This window comes from Sorangium sp. So ce367 (assembly GCF_051520455.1).
In the GTDB taxonomy this organism is placed as follows: domain Bacteria; phylum Myxococcota_A; class Polyangia; order Polyangiales; family Polyangiaceae; genus Sorangium; species Sorangium cellulosum_B.
This window is the reverse complement of sequence record NZ_CP150334.1, coordinates 3,965,276-3,981,975: the sequence shown is the minus strand read 5'-3', so window position 1 is coordinate 3,981,975 and position 16,700 is coordinate 3,965,276. Positions and strand designations below refer to the sequence as shown.

General features: G+C 73.4%; 11 protein-coding genes. 6 read left to right on the top strand and 5 right to left on the bottom strand.

The genetic code is table 11. The features are described from left to right. Positions 1 to 481 precede the first annotated feature (481 nt). A complete protein-coding gene (locus WME97_RS15260) occupies positions 482 to 1,369 on the top strand; it encodes a DNA adenine methylase (protein WP_437552634.1) in 888 nt (295 codons plus the stop codon). Positions 1,370 to 1,396: 27 nt separating this feature from the next. On the opposite strand, the gene WME97_RS15255 is transcribed toward WME97_RS15260, so the two are convergent. Then, positions 1,397 to 1,663 carry a hypothetical protein gene (locus WME97_RS15255; RefSeq protein ID WP_437552632.1) on the bottom strand — a complete coding sequence of 89 codons (267 nt, stop codon included), beginning with the start codon at positions 1,661 to 1,663 and terminating at the stop codon, positions 1,397 to 1,399. A gap of 295 nt (positions 1,664 to 1,958) precedes the next feature. On the opposite strand from WME97_RS15255, the gene WME97_RS15250 reads away from it, so the two are divergent. The 4 genes from WME97_RS15250 to WME97_RS15235 all read left to right on the top strand — a co-directional run bounded on the left by WME97_RS15250 (position 1,959) and on the right by WME97_RS15235 (position 10,637). Further along, positions 1,959 to 6,506 carry a DUF2339 domain-containing protein gene (locus WME97_RS15250; protein ID WP_437552631.1) on the top strand — a complete coding sequence of 1,516 codons (4,548 nt, stop codon included), beginning with the start codon at positions 1,959 to 1,961 and terminating at the stop codon, positions 6,504 to 6,506. Between the two features lie 77 nt (positions 6,507 to 6,583). Then, the gene (locus WME97_RS15245) at positions 6,584 to 7,849 is read left to right on the top strand and encodes a putative metal-binding motif-containing protein (protein WP_437552630.1); all 1,266 of its coding nucleotides are present in this window, start codon (positions 6,584 to 6,586) and stop codon (positions 7,847 to 7,849) included. A gap of 140 nt (positions 7,850 to 7,989) precedes the next feature. Beyond that, complete coding sequence (locus WME97_RS15240; RefSeq protein WP_437552629.1) at positions 7,990 to 8,883, top strand: LysR family transcriptional regulator; 894 nt, start codon at positions 7,990 to 7,992, stop codon at positions 8,881 to 8,883. A gap of 62 nt (positions 8,884 to 8,945) precedes the next feature. Next, a complete protein-coding gene (locus tag WME97_RS15235; protein ID WP_437552628.1) occupies positions 8,946 to 10,637 on the top strand; it encodes a right-handed parallel beta-helix repeat-containing protein in 1,692 nt (563 codons plus the stop codon). A 33-nt stretch (positions 10,638 to 10,670) separates the two neighbouring features. Here the strand turns inward: WME97_RS15235 and WME97_RS15230 are convergent, their stop codons facing one another. Further along, positions 10,671 to 11,564 (bottom strand): helix-turn-helix domain-containing protein, encoded by an 894-nt coding sequence (locus tag WME97_RS15230; protein ID WP_437552627.1) that lies wholly within the window; start codon positions 11,562 to 11,564, stop codon positions 10,671 to 10,673. Positions 11,565 to 11,720: 156 nt separating this feature from the next. On the opposite strand from WME97_RS15230, the gene WME97_RS15225 reads away from it, so the two are divergent. Continuing rightward, the gene (locus WME97_RS15225; RefSeq protein ID WP_437555396.1) at positions 11,721 to 12,776 is read left to right on the top strand and encodes an aldo/keto reductase; all 1,056 of its coding nucleotides are present in this window, start codon (positions 11,721 to 11,723) and stop codon (positions 12,774 to 12,776) included. 31 nt (positions 12,777 to 12,807) lie between these two features. On the opposite strand, the gene WME97_RS15220 is transcribed toward WME97_RS15225, so the two are convergent. The 3 genes from WME97_RS15220 to WME97_RS15210 all read right to left on the bottom strand — a co-directional run bounded on the left by WME97_RS15220 (position 12,808) and on the right by WME97_RS15210 (position 16,625). After that, positions 12,808 to 13,530, bottom strand: coding sequence for a type II toxin-antitoxin system RatA family toxin (locus WME97_RS15220; RefSeq protein WP_437552625.1), 723 nt, complete (start codon positions 13,528 to 13,530; stop codon positions 12,808 to 12,810). A 199-nt stretch (positions 13,531 to 13,729) separates the two neighbouring features. After that, positions 13,730 to 15,277, bottom strand: a complete 1,548-nt coding sequence (locus tag WME97_RS15215) for an aminopeptidase (protein ID WP_437552624.1) — start codon at positions 15,275 to 15,277, stop codon at positions 13,730 to 13,732. Positions 15,278 to 15,512: 235 nt separating this feature from the next. Then, positions 15,513 to 16,625, bottom strand: a complete 1,113-nt coding sequence (locus tag WME97_RS15210) for an S-(hydroxymethyl)glutathione dehydrogenase/class III alcohol dehydrogenase (protein WP_437552623.1) — start codon at positions 16,623 to 16,625, stop codon at positions 15,513 to 15,515. Positions 16,626 to 16,700 lie beyond the last annotated feature (75 nt).

Sequence of the window (16,700 nt, the reverse complement as noted above, 5' to 3'; positions counted from 1 at the left end):
GGGACGCCCGCGCCCAGCGCCCGAGCGAGCCCCTGCCGCGCCGCGCAGGTCCACCGGCGAGATGGCCTGACGCGGCGGTGCGCGAATGCGGGAGAACTCCGCTCCACCAGCGGCTGTTCAGCCCGCGTGTCGAGACTTCAACTTATCCCTGCTCGGCGATCGCGCAAGCGGCGACATGCCATGATCCGGGCAGCGCTCCAGCCGGGACACGCACGCTCATGCATGCTTACAAGCAATCGGAATCACTGATGAATCAGGCCAACATCCACTGTCGACCTCAAGGAACATCGCCGCCCGACGGGGCCGCGGCATGGACATAGAAAGACCTAGCCTGGAGAGACCCATGGCCCCGGGCACCCGCGCGTCGGGGGCGGACCGGCGAGGCGCGTCGGACGCGTCGGACGAGCGCGCTCGCTCGCGGCGGCCTTCGGCGGTTGAGGACGATCGCGCGCCCTGGTAGGTTGGCGTCCAGTATTGCGCGATGACCACCGCCCTTGTCACCGACCCCGACGACGACGCGCCCGTGACGCCACGCCCGTTCCTCAAATGGGCGGGCGGCAAGGGCCAGCTGCTCCGCCAGTTCCAGCCGCTCCTCCCCGCGTCCTACGGGCGCTACTTCGAGCCCTTCATGGGGGGGGCCGCGCTCTTCTTCTGCCTGCAGCCGAAGCGCGCGGCGCTGACGGACGTCAACGCCGAGCTCATCGACTGCTACCGGGCGGTGCGCGATCGGGTCGACGAGGTGATCGCCGCGCTGGGCAGCCACGCCTACGAGGAGGCGCACTACTACAAGGTTCGCGACGTCGATCCCGCCTCGCTCTCGCTGCCCGAGCGCGCCGCGCGGACCATCTTCCTGAACAAGACGGGGTTCAACGGGCTCTACCGGGTGAACAGCGCCGGCCGCTTCAACGTGCCTTTCGGCCGCTACGTCAAGCCGGCCATCTGCAACCCGCCCCAGCTGCGGGCCTGCTCGGCGGCGCTGCAGGGCGTCGAGATCGAGGTCCGCGACTTCGAGCGCGTGCTCGACCACGCCCAGGAAGGCGACTTCGTGTACCTGGACCCGCCGTACTCGCCGGTCTCGTCGACCGCGAACTTCACGTCCTACAGCGCGGGCGGCTTCGGCTTCCGCGACCAGGAGCGCCTCGCCGCCCTCTTCGCGGAGCTCGACGCGCGAGGCGTCCAGGTGATGCTCTCGAACTCCGATGTTCCGGAGATCCCGCCGCTCTACAAGCGGTTCAAGATCGACCGCGTCGCGGCGCTCCGGAGCATCAACGCGAAGAGCGACGCCAGAGGCCGCGTGGGGGAGATCGTGATCCGGAACTACGGCGCCAGGCGGAGCCGCAAGGCGGCGCCCGCAGACAAGGCGGGCTGAGCCCGGCGCCGCCGCGCGGCGCGCGGCTCAATCGACGGTCTTCCCCTCGTGCTTCTCCGGATCGGGCGCCGCGCGCTCCTCGGCGTACGCCATCGCCACCTCGATCTCCTCGTGGATCTCGCGCGAGGTGACCTTGTTCCCCGAGGGATCGACGGCCTCCCACACGAAGCCGCGGACCTCACCCGGGCGCTCGGGTATCCAGCGGACCCGCAAGGTCCAGCCGTGCAACTCCGCCGTATAACCGCCTTCCTCGTGATCCCGCTGCCACGCAGAGACGGTCGGGTGCTTCACCATCGCGAGGTCTCCGGCGCAGAAGGTCGAGAGGACAGAAGAACTGTTCCCGAATGGCCGCGCTCCCCCCCCGAGCAACGCCGCCGTCCGGGAACACGGGGAAGATAGCAGGCGCCCGGCGCGCGGCGATCAGGCAGGCGTGTGTTCCTCATGCGGATGCACCTTACCCGAATCCCAGCGCGCGCCGAAAGGTCCTCGCCTTCCGATGGGGCCGTCAGCGCGAGCAGCGTGAACAGCACAGGCATCATCGCGCGGACGGGCGGCGCCTGCGATGCGCACCCCATGCTACGAAGCATGCATGGGGGCAGGAATCGTCGTCTTCTTCGGGCTCGCGCTCGTCGCCTATCTCCTGGTTGCCCCGCTCGTCGCCTTCGTGTTCGCCGTCCGGGCCAACCGGCGCAATGAGGACCTGCTGCTGCGGATCCACGCGCTGGAGCACCGGGTGGCCGAGCTCTCCGGACAGCGCGGCCGCGCAGCGCTCACCGCAGCGGCGGAGAGCCCTCGAAGCACACACGGCCTGGAGCGAGAGCGGATTGCCCAGGGCGCGCTCCCGCCCCCAGCGGCGGCGCAACCCGCGCTCGACGCCGAGGGCGCAGGTGCACCGCCCTTGCTCGACGCGGCGACCGCCGGCGCGACCCCCGCGCTCGACATGGCGACCGCCGGCGCGCCGCCCTTGCTCGACACGGCGACCGCCGGCGCGCCGCCCGAGATCGCGCATCCGACCGCCACCGCGCCCCCGGCGGTCGCGTCCACGGCGTTCGCCGCCGCGGAGGCCGCGGCGCCCCCCGCGATCGCGTTCCCGGGTCCCGCTGCTCCTCCGATGCCTCGCGCGCTTCGCCCCGCGGCGACGCTCGACGCGAGCGCGTCCGGCGCCGGCTCGGCCGCGCACCGCGAGGCCCCGGAGCGACCCTCCATCGAGGAGCGACTCGGCCTCACCTGGCTCACCCGCGCGGGCGCGACCACCTTCTTGCTCGGCGCGCTCTTCTTCTTCAAATATGCCTCGGACAACGCCTGGATCGGGCCGTTCGGGCGCGTCGCTGTCGGCGCCGCGATCGGCGCCGCGCTCCTCGCCATCGCCGAGGTGCTCCGCGGGCGCGCGCAGCGTCGCTTCGTCCACACGCTCATCGGCCTCGGCCTCTCGGTCCTGATCGCGTCGGTGTGGGCGAGCGCCGCGCTGTACGAGCTCGTCCCGATCCCCGCGGCATTCGCGGCGGACACGGTGCTCCTCCTGCTCGGCGCAGGCCTCGCCCTCCGCCACCGCGGCGAGGCCATCCTGGTCCTCAGCCTCGTCGCCGGCTTCCTCAACCCCGTCGTGCTGTCGACGGGGCAGGACCGGCCGCTCGTCCTGTTCGGCTACCTCCTGCTCATGACGAGCGTCGCCCACGCCGTCGCAGCGAGGCTCGGCTTCCGCGTCGCGCCGTGGCTCGCGATCGCAGGCCACACGGCGCTGTTCTGGGGCTGGTACGCCACGTACTTCGACGCCAGCGCCGCCCCGGCCGGCGGAGATCCGGACGGGGCGCCCTGGCTCGACTCGCCCGCACAGGCGCTCCCGGGGCCCTACTTCCCGCTCGCCGCGCGCGCGGCGCCCCTCGCGTTCGTCGCGCTCGCCGCGGCGCAGGGCGTCCTGCGCGCGCTGTGGCTGCGCCGCGCGCCCGCCTCGAGCCCCGATCGAAGCGCCGCGCCGGCCGGCGCGGCAGCGACCGGCGTCCTCCGCGTCGCGGCGCGCGCGGACGCCACGGCGACAAGCATCGCCGCGCTCGTGCTCGCCCACGCGGGCGCGACCGCGCTGCTCTTCGACGCGCCGCGCGCGCTCACAGCCGCCGCCATCGTGCTCGCGCTCGCGGCGCTGGTCGCCCTGCGCGCACCGGTGGAGAGCGCCTGGCTGCTGGCGCCGATGGGCGCCGCTTTCCTCGCCTTCGCCGCGACGTTCGCGGACGCGCCCGCCGCGCACCGGACGACGCTCGTCGCGCTCGTCGCGGCCTGGACGCTCGTCTACCTCGCGGGGTGGCTCCGCGGCGCCGGGCTCGCGCGCCAGCTCGATCGGAAGACCGCCATCGCGTGCTCCGCCGGCGCGGCGCTCTTCGCCTGCACCGCGGGCATGCTGTTGATCGAGGCCGACGCGGCGCTCTTCGCGCTCGCGCTCGCGGGCGCGGCCGCCCTCGCGGCGTGGACGGCCGCGCGCGCCGCGCTCCCCGCCCTGCTCCTCGCCGCGGCGATCGTCTCGGCAGGCGCGCTCGCGGCGGCCGCGCATTTCGCGATCACGCCGGCGGACGCGGGCGCCTCGGCGGCCGCCGGTGCCGTCGACGCCGTCGACGCCGTCGACGCAGGCTTCCTCGGCGCATCGGCGCTCGTCATGCTGGTGTTCCTCGGCGCCGCAGGCGCCTCGGCGCGGCGCCCGCGCGAGCCCGGCGCGCCGGCGCTCTCGTGGTCCGACGCGCTCGCCGCGTGCGTGGCGACGCTCGGGTTCGTCGCGGCCGCGCTCGGCGCCACGCCGGAGGACACGCCGACGCTCCGCGCGCTGCTCACCGCGGGCGCCGGCGCCCTGGACCTGGCGCTCGGCGCCGCGCTCCTCCGCGCCGGCGTGACCCGCGCGGGCGCCGCGCCGCCCGCCGACCGCATCGCCCTGCTCCTCGGACAGGCGCTCGCCCTGTTCGCCGCGGCCGTCGCGTTCGGGCTCGGCGGCGCGACGGTCACCGTGGTCTGGAGCATCCTCGCGGCCGTGGCGGCCGCGATCGCGGCGCGCACCGGCGAGCGCGCCTGGCTCGCCGTCACCCTGCTGCTCTTCGCCGCCGCCCTCGCGCGGGCGCTCGTCGTGGATCGGGCCGAGGCCGAGGCGCTCGTGACGACCTGGTTCGCCACGCACGGCCGCGACGGGACGATGGCGGTTCCCGTCCTGCTCAACGCGAGGACCTATGCGTTCGCGGGCGTGAGCGCCGCCCTGCTCGCCGCGGGGCGGCTGCTGTCGCGCGCTGCGCTCGCGCGCGACGTAGACGCCGCCCGCCCCCCGGACGCCGCGCGCGCAGAGCTGCGCGGCGCCGCGGTCACGGCGCTGGGCGCAGGGTATGCCCTGCTCATCACGACCGTCGTCCTCGAGGTGCGGAGCGCGATCGCCGCGCTCCCCGCCGCCCCCCCTGCCCCGCTCGACGCGGCCGAGTTCGCCGAGCTCACCGTGCAGCACCGCGCCGCCCTCGAGGGCCAGCAAGGCAGCCTCGCGATGGCGACCACGCTCGTGCTCGCCCTCGCGGCGATCGCGCTGCTCACCGCGGGGTTCGCGGCGCGCGACGCCTTCCATCGCTACGCCGGGCTCTCCCTGTTCGCCGTCACCATCGCGAAGCTCGTTGCCTGGGACGTCTGGCACGTCGAGCGCATCTACCAGATCGCCCTCTTCACGGGCGTCGGGGCGCTGCTCGTCGGCGGAGGGTTCCTCTACGCGCGGTTCGGCCGGCGCCTCGTGACGCTCCTGCGCGCCGGATCGCGGGGCGCGGCCGGGCCGCTCGCGCTGCTCGCGGCGATGAGCCTCGCGCGGCCCGCCGAGGCCCAGACCGGCGCGGCGCTCCCGACCGAGAGGCACGCGCTCGTCCGGCCCATCGAGGGCGTGGACGCCGCCGGCGACCACCGCGTCGACGTCGATCTCGACCTCTACCGCGAGAGCCGCGCGGAAGAGCTGCTCGCCGACGTCCGCATCGCAGGCCCCGACGGCGCCGAGGTGCCCTACGTGATCCGCGAGCCGGGCGCCGCGCACGCCTCCGGGCGGATCGCGGCCACGATGCTCGATCCGGGGGTCGACGCCGCCGGCGTGGCGCACGCGACCTGGGCGCTCGACGCGCCCGGCACGCGCCACTGCCGCGTCGAGCTCAGCGTCACCGGCGGCAGCTTCCTCCGCGAGGCGCGGGTCGAGACCGGCCCGGATCCGAGGGCGCTCAGCGAGGTCGCGCGCGGCGCCCACGTGTACCGCATCCCCCAGGGCTCGGAGACGGTCGAGCACCTGTCGGTCCGCTATCCCCTCTCGCGCGCCGCCCTGGTCCGCATCCGCCTTGTCCCCGAGGGCGCCCCGGCGCGCGGCGCGGCCGCGGACGTCCGCATCACGGGCGGCGCCGTCTCGTGCGAGCCGCAGGCCCCCACCGAGTCCCCCGCGCTGCTGCCGCTCGCGATCGTCGAGACGCAGCGGGACAGCGAGGCGAAGACGACGCTCGTCACGCTCGACGCCGGCGCCGACGGCGCGCCGCTGGAGGCCGTCCTCCTCGACGTCGCCACGCCGGAGTTCAGCCGCCGCGTCGACGTCGCCTCGACCACGTACCGCGCGGTCTGGCCGGCCGTGGGGAGCGGCATGATCCATCGCATCCGTCCGCGCGGCGAGTCGGGGCCCTCGCTCGCGTCGACACGGATCCCGCTGAGCCCGACCCGGAAGCGCTTCCTCCGGCTCGCGATCCACGACGGCGACTCGGCGCCGCTCGCCCTCTCGGGCGCGCAAGGCGAGGTGCGGGCGCGCGAGATCGTGTTCCGCGCCGCGCGGCCGGGGCCGCACCGGCTCTACGTCGGCGACGCCCTCGGCAAGCGCCCGAGCTACGATCTGGCCGACCTGCTCGACCCCACCGTGCGCGAGCGCCCCCCCGCCGCGAGGCTCGGCGCCGCAGCGGCGAACCCGGAGCTCGGCGCCGCCCCGGTCGCGCGCGACCTTCCGTTCACCGAGCGGCACCGCGCGCCGATCGGGGGCGCGCTGGCCGTCGGGTTGCTCGCGCTCTCGCTGTGGGCCGCGCGGCTCCTGAAGCGAGGGGAGCGAGGCGCGCCGCCCGACGACCCCGCGCCGCCGCGGCAGCGAACAGAAGACAGCGAGCCCAGGCCGTGATGTGCTCGCATGTTGCCGTGGGTCGCCGGGGACGCGGCGCTCCGGCGGTCCGGACCAACCATCGAGGTGGATGCACCATGAGAGGCGGGCGCTTCGTCTACTTGGGTCTCTGCGCGAGCGTCGGGGCGGCGCTCTGGGCCTCGGGCGCGTGCTCCGCGACGGCGCGCGACAAGCAGGCGCCTGGCGTGGGCGGCGGCGGGGGCGCGACCGGCGCCACGACGACCGGCGCCACGACGGCGGAGGCGGGCGCCGGCGGACGGGTAGAGTCGACGGGCTCCTGGGCTGATTTCGGCGGCGGCGCGCCGGCGGAGGAGGGCCCGTCGCCCGACGAGGACGGCGACGGGTTCACCATCGAGGACGGCGACTGCAACGACGGCGACCCGAACGTCAACCCAGGCGCCGTCGAGGTCGTCATCACGGAGCCCGACCCGACCGGCGCGGTACCCGAGCCGGCCGACGAGGACTGCGACGGCGTGATCGACAACGCGCCGCCAGGCTGCGACAGGAACATCGCTACTGCCGACTTCGACGCCATCCACGGGGCCCACGCGATCGACCTCTGCGCCAAGGCGTCGCCCGGCGACAGGAAGTGGGGCGTGCTGAGCGCGCAGTACGTACGCGGCGACGGCTCGCCCGCGGAGCCCTCGCCCGCGGTTGGCGTGCTCGATTCCTTCGGCCCCAACGTGCGCCCGCAGGGCGGGACCCGCCTGCTCGTCCTGTCCTCGGGTCGCGCCCGGGTCGCCGGGTGGCCGGGCGAGTGCAACGGGTATAGCTGCACGAACTACGGGCCGGGCGTGGCGCCGCCCGGCTTCCCGCAAGGCGACCCCGCGGACCCCGCGTGCCCTCCCTCGGCGAACATCCACGACGACATCGCCCTCGAGCTCGTCATCCGCACGCCGACGAACGCGACAGGCTACGAGTTCGCGTTCAAGTTCTACACCTTCGAATACCCCGAGTTCGTCGTAGAACACTGCTTCAACGACCAGTTCGTCGCGCTGGCGACGCCCGCCCCGCCAGGGTCGCGCGGCGGCAATGTCTCGTTCGATAGCCTTGGCAACCCCGTCAGCGTCAAACTCAGCTTCTTCGATGTCTGCGAGGCGTGCCCGCTCGGGACGGACGAGCTCGAGGGCACCGGCTTCGGGCTCTGGAACGACGCCGGCGCGACCGGCTGGCTGCGCACGCGGGCCCCGGTGACCGGCGGCGAGGAGCTCAAGCTGCGGTTCATGATCTTCGACACCAACGACGACATGCGCGACTCGACCGCGCTCGTCGACGGCTTCAAGTGGGTCGCGAACGGCGGCACCGTCCCGCTCGAGACCGCGCCCGTCGAGGATCCCCGGTAGCGCCCCGGGGTCCGGACGACCCGAGCCCTCCGGATCACGCGCGCCGGCCGCGGCGCGGCGCGAGGTGGACCGCGCGCCGTGGCCGGCGCGATCCCGTATTTTACGGCCGGGATTGTTGCGCAAAACGGTACGATCCCGCGATGCTGCTCCCTTCCTTGGAGAACCTCGCCTGCTTCGAGGCCGCGGCGCGGACGCTGAACTTCCGGACCGCAGCGCGCGCCGTCGCGCTCAGCCCCGCCGCGTTCGGCCAGCGCATCCGGCAGATCGAGGAGCAGGTCGGCGCTCCGCTGTTCGAGCGCACCACGCGCCGGGTGCAGCTGACGCCGCGCGGGCTCGCCTTGCTGCCGCGCGCCCGCCAGTGCCTGGCGCTCGCCGAGGACTGCCTCCGCAGCGCGATGGGCCCCGCGCCCGCGCCGGTCGAGCTGACGCTCGGCACGCGGTTCGAGCTCGGGATGTCGTGGATCGTCCCCCAGCTCGGCGCGCTGACGCGGCGGCGCCCCGAGCTGACGCTCCACCTCTACTTCGGCGCCTCCGACGACCTGCTGAAACGCCTCTACGACCGCAGCGTCGATTGCGTCGTCACCAGCGCGCGCTGGAGCGCCACGAGCCTGGCGGCGGAGACGCTGCACGAGGAGCGCTACGCGTTCGTGGCCTCCCCCAAGCTGCTCCGGCGCGAGGCGTTCGCCCGCCCGGAGCACGCGTCGCGGCACTGCCTGCTCGACATCGACCCCACCATGCCGCTGTTCCGGTACCTCGCGGATCAGGCGGGCGGCGCCGGCTGTTTCGCGTTCGCGCGGCACCGCTGGGTGGGGCTCGGCGCCGCCATCAAGGCGCTGGTGCTCGCCGGCGAGGGCGTCGCCGTGCTGCCGCATCACATGGTCGCCGCCGAGCTCCGCGGCGGCAAGCTGAAGCGGCTCCTGCCGTCCGCGCCCCTCGCGCGCGATCATTTCCGGCTCATCTACCGGCGCGACGACCCGCGGAGCTCGCTCTACGCGAAGCTCGCCGAGTCGCTGCGCGCGGTGCCGATCCAGTGAGCCGCGCGCTCGCCGGCGCGGCGCGGAGCGGGCTGAACGGCGTAGACTCCCGCCCGAGGACCATGAGCGAGCTCCCCGGCGCCAGCGCGCGCCTCCCCGCGACGCCGATCACGGCGCAGGACATCAACGGCGGACCGGACCCGGAGCGCCGCGTCCCCTTCGTCATCACGACGCCCGGCGTGTACACCCTCGTGGAAGACGTCGACTGGGTGGCGCAGGACGCGAGCGCGCGGGCCATCACGATCGCGAGCGACGATGTCACCCTCGACCTGTGCGGCAGGACGCTGCGGCAGATCGACCCTCCGGCGCCCGTCGTCGCCCCCGACCCGGGCGCGAGGCCTTGCCGGGGCGAGGTCGTCTCCGGGAACGTGGGCGTGTTCGCCGAGGGGAGGACGCGGCTCGTCATCAGGAACGGCAGCGTGCTCGGGATCCAGGGGGTGGGGATCGCCGCCAGGGCGTGCAGCCAGCTGGATCTGCTCGATCTGTCGGTCCGGCGGTGCGGCGGCGACGGCGTGATCGACACGGGCTTCCTGTGCCGCAACGGCGGGATCTTCGTGATGGGCGCCCGGGACGCGGCCGGCGGCGTCGCCTTCGCCGAAGGCATCCGGATGATCAACTGCGTGTGCTCGGAGAACACGAGCCGGCTCGACTTCGTCGTGACGCTGGGCGCGCTCGTCCTGTTCTGCGACGACGTGCAGGTCAAGCAGTGCGTGTTCAACCGTACGGCGAACACGAGCGCCCAGCCGAGCGGCGTGCAGTTCAACGTCGTCGGCGCCGATTTCGTCATCTGCCGCAACGTGCTCGTGGAGGACTGCGAGGCGCACGACAACACGTCGGGCGGAGAGCCGGCCGGCTTCTTCGCGTGGGGAGAGAACTACAAGTTCCTGCGCTGCAGGGCGAACCGGAACTTCACGCTCACCGGGAACCGCGCGTGCGGGTTCAACATCTCGACAACGAACAACCTGGAGATGGTCGAGTGCGAGGCGGACGGGAACTACAACGCGAACCCGGCCGCGTCCGCCGATGCGGTCAAGGACTTCTCCGCGCTCGGCTTTCGCATCGGCAGGGCGGTGTACCGCGGGCTGCTCGAGGGCTGCCGCGCGCTCGGCAACCACGGCGCGAGCGCGAGCGCGCCCGCCGGCGGCTTCGCCCTCCACTCGACCCGCCACGTGGTGCTGAGGCGCTGCGTGGCCGTGGGGAACAGGAACGCGAGCGGGACCGCCGAGGACGACGGGCTCGCGGCCGGGTTCATCGCCTCGACGCCGCTCGCGGATCCGCAGGGCGGCCTCGTGGGCGGCGAGGGCAACGCGTTCATCGACTGCATCGCCGACGGCAACACGGTCCACCGCACGCCCCTGTTCGTGCAGCCGCCGGCCCCGCCCGTCGACGCCGGTCCGTCGCGCGGCGACCCGCAGAAGGGCGCGGGGTTCCTGCTCGAGGGGCAGAGCGACGCGAGGATCATCGGCTGCCAGTCCGCGAACAACGACGGCAAAGGGATCTGGCTGAGGGCCTGCGCGCGCGCGCTGGTCGAGGGAAACACGCTGTCGAGGAACACGCTTTACGGCATCCAGAACGAGGATCCCGCGGGGCTCAGCGCCTTCACCGGCAACCGGGCGCACCTCAACGGGTCCCGGCATCGCCACAACTACGTCGGGCTGCCGCCGGGCACGCCGGTCCGCAAATGGACGCTCGGCTCCCCTCCCCTCGACGGCCCTTCGGACGCGATAGCCAACCTCAGCACCCGGCTGCCCTGAGGGCCGCGAGCGCCTCGCGCCGCCGGGCGGCGATCACCGGGTACGGGCGAGCGCGCCCGGGGTGATCCCGAACCGCCGCTTGAAGAGCCGTGTCAGGTGGCTCTGGTCGGCGAAGCCGAGCGCGCGCGCGAGCTCCCCGATCGGGCGGTCGCCGGCGAGAAGCGCCTCGCGCGCGCGATCGAGCCGCCGCCGCGTCACGTAGGCGAGCGGCGGCTCCCCCAGCGCTCGCTTGAACTCCCGCGCCATGTGCGCTGGGCTCAGCCCGGCCACGCCGGAGAGCGCCTCCAGCCCGAAATCGTCGCCGAGGTGCGCCTCGATGTAGTCGAGCAAGCGCCGCAGCGTCGCAGGGGAGAGCCCGCCCCGGGCCGGCCGCTCCGCCCGGGCCGCATGGCGGGCGCCGAGGCGCGCCGCGAGCCCGGAGAGCATCGCGTCCGCGAAGAGCGCGCCCGTGGCGCCGCCGCGCGAGACCTCGACCAAGAGCGCGCGGAGCACATGCTCGATCTGGGCGTCCACGAGCCCCACGCAGGGCTCGATCAGCAGCTCCCGCACCCCTGCGAGCCGCGCGAGCCGCGCGGGGTCGAGCACGAGCGCGCCATAGATCGTGGGCTCGCTCACGCGATGGGAGAAAGGCACCTCCGCGGGCTGGAGCCAGAGGCTGCCGGGCGGCATCTCCACGCGCTCGAAGCCGCGCTGGCCCTTTCGCTCGAAGCGCAGCGGCGCGTCCGCGAGGTTGATGGCGATGTAATGGCCGGCGACGGCGAGGTGGTCTGTCTCCCAGGACGGGTTCACGCCGAGCTCGGCCACCACGCCTGTCCAGCGCAGCGAGCGGCTGGACGCGCGGATCTCCGCCTGCCGGAGCGCCTCGATGGGCTCGCGGGTGCCGGCGCGGACGAACGGGATGGCGCTGCGGGAGACGCGGGAGATCATCGGAGAGCCGGCCCCAGCATGCGCCCGCGCCGCGGGGCCGGTCAACGCAGCAGCCCGGTTCCAGGGAGCGCAGCGGCGTTCTATAGCGCCCTTCCCGCCCGCCCTAGGATGCCCGTCGCCGGGCGACGACTTCGCCCGAGGAGGACGACCATGGAGATGCGTTACAAGCTGCTCGGCGGCAGCGGGCTCAAGGTCTCGGAGATCAGCCTTGGCACCATGACCTTCGGCGAGGACTGGGGCTTCGGCGCCTCGGCCGAGGCGTGCCGCGGCATCCTCGAGGCGTACCGCGCCCGCGGCGGCAACTTCATCGACACCGCCAACAAGTACACGAACGGCAGCGCCGAGCGGATCGTCGGTGAGCTCGTCCGCGGAGACCGCGGCGCGTGGGTCATCGCGACCAAGTACTCGCTGTCCATGAACGACGCCGATCCGAGCGCGAGCGGCAACGGCCGGAAGAACCTTGTCCAGTCCGTCGAGGCGAGCCTCAAGCGCCTGGGGACGGACTACATCGATCTGCTCTGGGTCCATGCGTGGGACTGGACGACGCCAGAGGCCGAGCTCATGCGCGCGCTCGACGACGTGGTGCGCGCGGGCAAGGTGCTCTATGTCGGCATGTCCGACGCGCCTGCGTGGGTCGTCTCCCGGGCGAACGCGATCGCCGAGCTCCGGGGCTGGTCGCAGTTCGTCGGCATCGAGATCGAGTACAGCCTGATCGAGCGCACGGTGGAGCGGGAGCTCGTCCCGATGGCGTCCCGGCTCGGCCTGGGCGTGCTCGCGTGGGCGCCCATGGCCGGCGGCGTGCTGACGGGCAAGTACACGCGGGGTGGCGGCAACGACGCCGCGCGCGCCGCGATGAACCAGGGGCGCCTGGACGAGCGGGGCCTGCGCGTCGCGCGCGCGGTCGACGCGGTGGCCGAGGAGCTCGGCTGCTCCTCGGCGCAGGTGGCCCTCGCGTGGCTCAGGTCGCGCCCGGCGCAGGTGATCCCCATCGTCGGCGCCCGGAAGCCCGAGCAGATGCAGGACTGCCTGGGCTGCCTCGACGTCGTCTTGCCCGCCGCGGCCCTCGAGAGGCTCGACGCGGCGAGCCGCGTGCCGCTCGGCTTTCCCTACGAGTTCCTGGGCGACCCCGGCACCGAGCGGGTCGTCTACGGCGCCACGGCGGCGCGGCTCGACGTGCCCAATCCCGTCCGGAGGCTCGCCTCGGGCGGGTGACGCCGGCCTCGCCGCCTCGCGCCAGCGCGCGTCAGCGATTCCCGTCCTGCGCCTGCTCGACGCGCGCCCGGATGGCCGCGACGGCGCGCGCCGAGCCATCCAGGTTCTCCGCGTTGAGGAGGCTCTTCGGAAGCGGCAGCTTCGGCCGGAGGAACACTTCGAGGGACAGGCGCGTCGACTGGGCGTCGATCTTCTCGAGCCGCCAGGTGGCCTGGAGATCTTGCACATTGCCGGAAATGAAGCGGGATGCGTACGTCTCGACGCCATCCTCGACGACCGGCTTCTGGATCTCGATGCGCGCCCACATCGTGACCGCGCCCGAGAGGGCCGAGACCTCCATGTAGAGATCCCACCCGCCCGCGGGCGTGCGCCCGAGCAGGCGGCACTTCTTGTAGTGCGGCATGAACTCGGGATACCGCTCGAACGAGAGCACCGCGGCGCGCACGCGCTCCAGCGAGCCCTTCACGACCACCGTCGACCGTCCACGGGCAAATCCGGTGCTCCCGATCGGGACTGCCATGCTCGTGATCCCGGCCGTATCGGGCGCCGGCTGCGCGCGCTCGGCCTGCTCGCCGTCGCTCGTGACAGCCGGCAGGACATCGCCTCTGTCGCGCTGAGCCGGCAGGCGCGGTACATCCAGGTTGATCCCCCGTTCCCCCGTGCTGCACGCGGTGGCCGCGAGGGCGAGTCCCCCGGCGAGCGCGCGCGGGATCGATGCGCGATGGCCGGTCGTGGTCGAGCGAGTTCTCCGCATGACGGCCCAGCTTGCCAGCGACGTGCCGGCCGCCCCCATCGCCCCGATGATACCGCGCAACACATCCGCTCGGGCCGCCCCCCACCCCGGCCACCAAGAACGGATCACCGGCCCATCGAGCGCAGAAAACACGGGCTCCTTCCCGATTCTCCACGAGAGCTCGGAAGGCCCGCTGTCTCCCCCTTCCCGCTCCTATCGGTCAGGATTCGCCAGAGAGATAGGCTGTCAGACTCGGAATGGGGACGCCTGTCGGGCGGCCGAACTGCCAGTCCGCCGACTCGACCCCGACGCCGCCGATGTCGAGGTGGATGAACGGCAGCGCCCCCCCCTTGAGCCCCGAGGCGATGTCGAGGAACGCGAAGGGGAACTGGTGCCCGCGCGGCGTGTTCACCGAGGCGAGGCGGTTCGAGGACACCACGTCCTCGGCGCTCGACCGGGGCGCCACGAACGCGTAGTCCTCGCGCCGAGGCCGGACGCGCTCCATCGGCTCGCCCCAGCGCTCCGCGAGGACGTCGAGCCGATCGAGCTCCGCGCGCGCGGCGGAGTTGCCGATCGCGCCGGTGTAAGGCCCGTGGGCGCGGTAGACGTGCCCGGTCAGCGTCGCGACAGAGAACACGATGGGGTCCGCCGCGCCGCTCATGGCGAGCTCCCGCCCGAGCGCGAGCAGGTCAGCCAGGATGAGGCGGCCCTCGGCGTCGGTGTTGCCGATCCGGACGCGCACGCCGGCGCGGCTGCGGATGATCTCGTCGCTCACATAGGACTCCTCGCCGATGCTGTTGCGCACGAGCCCGAGGAGCCCGACGATGCGCACGCCCTCCAGGCCGAGCGCCGCGGCCGCGCGCACGAGGCCGGCGACCGCGCCGGCGCCGCCCTTGTCCCGGGACATGCCGGCCATGTGCCCGTCGGTCTTCAGGTCGACGCCGCCCGTGTCGTAGGTGACGCCCTTGCCCGCGAGCAGCACCGTGCGCCGGATCTCCCCGCGAGGCCTGTAGTCGAGCCGCACGACGCACGGCCGGTGCCGCTCGACGACCCGCGACGCCCGCGAGACCGCGCTGATGAGCGGATAGTCATCGACGTTGCGCTCGATCTTGACGAGCACCCCCGTCCTGGCGAACGCCGCCTCGCACAGCTCGGCGACGCGGCGGGGCGCCATCCGCTCCGGCTCGGTGCCCGTGATGTCGCGGCAGAGCGCCCGACCGACCTCGACGGCCGCGATCTCGCGGGCGCGCGCCTCCGACAGCCCGAGCACCGCGACCGACTCGGCCGAGCGCGGGGCCATCTCCGCCTCCCGCGCCTCGAGCGGCGTCCACTGGCTCCCGAGCGCGGCGAGCGCGCCCACCTCGACGGCCCGCGCGAACCGCGGCGCGGCGCCCACCGGAGCGCGCACGACGAGCAGCGGCCGGCTCGCCCCCGCGTCCACCGCCCGCGCGAAGCCGGCCGCTGCAGCCTCCGCGACGGAGCGGACGTCATCGACATCTTCCGAGAGCGGCCCCATCGGCGCGAGCACCAGGCGCCCGCCAGGCACCCCCGGCGCCGGCAGGACGAGCGGAGCACTCTTGCCCTCGAGCGCGGAGTCGACGCGCGCCGCAGCCTCGACCACCGCGCCCACGGCGGACCCGAGCCCCCCCGCGTACTTCGCGATGGGCGACGGCGCGACGAGGACGACAGCATCGCACGCCGCGATCGCCGCGTTCGACTCCGCGAGGGCGTTGGCGGGCAGCCCCGCCAGGGAGGTGACATGGACCATGGCGGCGAATGATGTCACATGGGTCAGCATTTTTGCAGCACCCGTCGCCGCCGATAGGGCACCGACATGGCACCGACATGCGCCCCGAAGAGCAGGCTGTCGCGCGGGCATGGCGCGCGGGCATGACGCACGCGCCGCGCTCGGCGCGCGCCAGGCCCGCGCGTTGAGCGGCCTAGTGCGCTCGTCCGCCCCTGCGGTCACGCGCAAGGCGGCCGGCGTCGAGCGCCGCTCCGCTTCAGGAGAAGAGCACGACGCTGCGGATCGACTCGCCTTCGTGCATGAGGTCGAAGGAGCGGTTGATGTCGTCGAGCGGCATCGTGTGGGTGATCAGCTCGTCGATCTTGATCTTGCCCTCCATGTACCAGTCGACGATCTTGGGAACGTCGGTGCGCCCCTTGGCGCCGCCGAACGCGGTGCCCTTCCAGACGCGCCCGGTGACGAGCTGGAAGGGGCGCGTGGCGATCTCCTCGCCGGCCCCCGCGACGCCGATGATGATGCTCGTTCCCCAGCCCTTGTGGCAGCACTCGAGCGCCTGGCGCATCACCTTGACGTTGCCGATGCACTCGAAGCTGAAATCGGCGCCGCCCCGGGTCAGATCGACGAGGTAGGGCACGAGATCCCCCGCCACCTCGCTCGGGTTGACGAAGTGGGTCATGCCGAACCTCTCGGCCAGCTCGCGGCGCTTCGGGTTGATGTCGACGCCCACGATGATGTCGGCGCCGGCCATCCGGGCGCCCTGGATCACGTTGAGCCCGATGCCGCCGAGGCCGAAGACCACGACGTTGTCGCCGGGCTTCACCTGCGCGGTGTTGATGACGGCGCCGATACCCGTCGTCACGCCGCAGCCGATATAACAGACCTTGTCGAACGGCGCGTCCTCGCGGATCTTGGCGACGGCGATCTCGGGCAGGACGGTGAAGCTCGAGAAGGTCGACGTGCCCATGTAATGGTGAATCCGCTCCTTGCCGATCGAGAAGCGGCTCGTTCCGTCCGGCATGAGCCCGCGCCCCTGCGTGGCGCGGATGGCCTGGCAGAGGTTGGTTTTTCCGCTCGTGCAATAAGAGCACTGCCGGCACTCGGGCGTGTAGAGGGGAATCACGTGATCGCCTTTCTTGAGGCTCTTCACGGACGGCCCGACGTCGACGACGACGCCCGCGCCCTCATGGCCGAGGATCGCGGGGAAGAGCCCCTCCGGATCCTTTCCTGAGAGCGTGTAAGCGTCGGTGTGACAGACGCCCGTTGCCTTGATCTCGATGAGGACCTCGCCCTCGCGAGGGCCCTCCACCTGGACGTCCTCGACCGTCAGCTTCTCGCCGGCCCTGTGGGCCACGGCTGCGCGCGCTTTCATGATCGGTGGTTCTCCTCCCGCAAGCGGGGCGTTCGGGGCCCGAGCGGCGCCCGAACCCCTCCCATAGCCGGGCGG

What these genes read in the sequence shown, in the direction of transcription:
- WME97_RS15260 (WP_437552634.1), top strand. Translation starts at nt 482, where the DNA reads ATGACCACCGCCCTTGTCACCGACCCCGACGACGACGCGCCCGTGACG.
- WME97_RS15255 (WP_437552632.1), bottom strand. Translation starts at nt 1,663, where the DNA reads ATGGTGAAGCACCCGACCGTCTCTGCGTGGCAGCGGGATCACGAGGAA.
- WME97_RS15250 (WP_437552631.1), top strand. Translation starts at nt 1,959, where the DNA reads ATGGGGGCAGGAATCGTCGTCTTCTTCGGGCTCGCGCTCGTCGCCTAT.
- WME97_RS15245 (WP_437552630.1), top strand. Translation starts at nt 6,584, where the DNA reads ATGAGAGGCGGGCGCTTCGTCTACTTGGGTCTCTGCGCGAGCGTCGGG.
- WME97_RS15240 (WP_437552629.1), top strand. Translation starts at nt 7,990, where the DNA reads ATGCTGCTCCCTTCCTTGGAGAACCTCGCCTGCTTCGAGGCCGCGGCG.
- WME97_RS15235 (WP_437552628.1), top strand. Translation starts at nt 8,946, where the DNA reads ATGAGCGAGCTCCCCGGCGCCAGCGCGCGCCTCCCCGCGACGCCGATC.
- WME97_RS15230 (WP_437552627.1), bottom strand. Translation starts at nt 11,564, where the DNA reads ATGATCTCCCGCGTCTCCCGCAGCGCCATCCCGTTCGTCCGCGCCGGC.
- WME97_RS15225 (WP_437555396.1), top strand. Translation starts at nt 11,721, where the DNA reads ATGCGTTACAAGCTGCTCGGCGGCAGCGGGCTCAAGGTCTCGGAGATC.
- WME97_RS15220 (WP_437552625.1), bottom strand. Translation starts at nt 13,530, where the DNA reads ATGCGGAGAACTCGCTCGACCACGACCGGCCATCGCGCATCGATCCCG.
- WME97_RS15215 (WP_437552624.1), bottom strand. Translation starts at nt 15,277, where the DNA reads ATGGTCCATGTCACCTCCCTGGCGGGGCTGCCCGCCAACGCCCTCGCG.
- WME97_RS15210 (WP_437552623.1), bottom strand. Translation starts at nt 16,625, where the DNA reads ATGAAAGCGCGCGCAGCCGTGGCCCACAGGGCCGGCGAGAAGCTGACG.